This is a genomic window from Bacillus sp. JJ1127 (genome assembly GCF_036965845.1).
Lineage (GTDB): Bacteria > Bacillota > Bacilli > Bacillales > Bacillaceae_G > Bacillus_A.
In genome coordinates, this window is record NZ_JBALQK010000414.1 from 1 (window position 1) to 1070 (window position 1070).

Here is a 1070-nt window from a genome sequence, read left to right on the forward strand (position 1 = left end):
ATATATTACATAAGTAATTTATTTTATTCATCCGGAGGTGCGTATGGGTAGTAAAAAAGGAAAGTTAGAAAACAATTTATATTTATTGCGTGCTGAACAACGTTGGTCACAAAAGTATGTTGCGGAAATGCTCGGAGTTAGCAGACAAACCATCCACTCTTTAGAGAGTAACAAATATAATCCATCACTTATGCTTGCTTTTCAAATTGCAAAACTATTCGAAGTCGAGATTACAGACATTTTTCAATACTTAGAGGAGGAATCATGATGTTAGGGAATACAATTTTCATCATTGCAACAATCATTTTTGTTATTGCAACTGGAATCTTTATAGGTTTTGTCTTTTCAGAAGGTAAAGACGAACGAGGGCAACAAATTCTCGGAAAATCTTTCAATGTAGCTTTTATTTTCCTTCTCTTTGGTTTTGTCGCTCAAAGTCTTCTGTTTAGATATGGAAATGTAGATTTAGAATTTATGAAAGTATATGTGACAACGTGGATTGCTATTGTTATGGCTAGCAATGCTATTACCATTACTGTATTAAAAAGACGAGTATAATCCAAAACATTTAGACATAAAACAACCGGTTCCTTGTACGCTAAGGAACCGGTCAGTAGTTTAAAAAATTACTTTATACGAATTACGATTACTTATTCAACCGACAGAAATATTTTTATACTACCATCTTTAGAATAAAATTCAAAATCCGTTTTATATGCTCTTTTTATATCACTTTTCCAAATATCCACCCAAGCGTTAAACACACCTTTTGGATCAGTATGATCTACTTCTACAACATGGTAGTTACCTGCTGGAATGATGACACTACTTTCATCATTCCATTTCTCTTCCGTGCCAATATGCAAATCATAATCCCCTGTAAAATCACTTACATAATTATTATAAACAGCATATATATCACCTTTTAAATTTAAACGAAGAAATTCTTCCCACAAATTCAATATGGCATCTGTACTTTGATTATTTGTTCTTATTTTCTTTCCATAAATATTTTTTTCAGTAATTGCTTTATTCATCTATACTTCCTCCTACTATATAAATTCATTTTA

Annotated in this window: 3 protein-coding genes; 2 read left to right on the plus strand and 1 reads right to left on the minus strand. The window is 31.3% G+C overall.

Annotation, left to right across the window (positions count from 1 at the left end):
• The first annotated feature begins 43 nt into the window (after nt 1-43).
• Both V7183_RS25325 and V7183_RS25330 read left to right on the plus strand, forming a co-directional pair.
• Complete coding sequence (locus tag V7183_RS25325; RefSeq protein WP_097898070.1) at nt 44-268, plus strand: helix-turn-helix transcriptional regulator; 225 nt, start codon at nt 44-46, stop codon at nt 266-268.
• Nucleotides 268-558: a hypothetical protein gene (locus V7183_RS25330; protein WP_335361257.1), complete on the plus strand. Its 291-nt coding sequence runs from the start codon at nt 268-270 to the stop codon at nt 556-558. Before V7183_RS25325 ends, V7183_RS25330 begins: the two co-directional genes overlap by 1 nt.
• Nucleotides 559-650: 92 nt before the next feature.
• On the opposite strand, the gene V7183_RS25335 is transcribed toward V7183_RS25330, so the two are convergent.
• Complete coding sequence (locus tag V7183_RS25335; protein ID WP_097898072.1) at nt 651-1037, minus strand: GyrI-like domain-containing protein; 387 nt, start codon at nt 1035-1037, stop codon at nt 651-653.
• Nucleotides 1038-1070: the final 33 nt, after the last annotated feature.

Excerpts from the sequence above, each read along its gene's own strand:
- V7183_RS25325 (WP_097898070.1), top strand. The coding sequence starts at position 44 with ATGGGTAGTAAAAAAGGAAAGTTAGAAAACAATTTATATTTATTGCGT.
- V7183_RS25330 (WP_335361257.1), top strand. The coding sequence starts at position 268 with ATGTTAGGGAATACAATTTTCATCATTGCAACAATCATTTTTGTTATT.
- V7183_RS25335 (WP_097898072.1), bottom strand. The coding sequence starts at position 1,037 with ATGAATAAAGCAATTACTGAAAAAAATATTTATGGAAAGAAAATAAGA.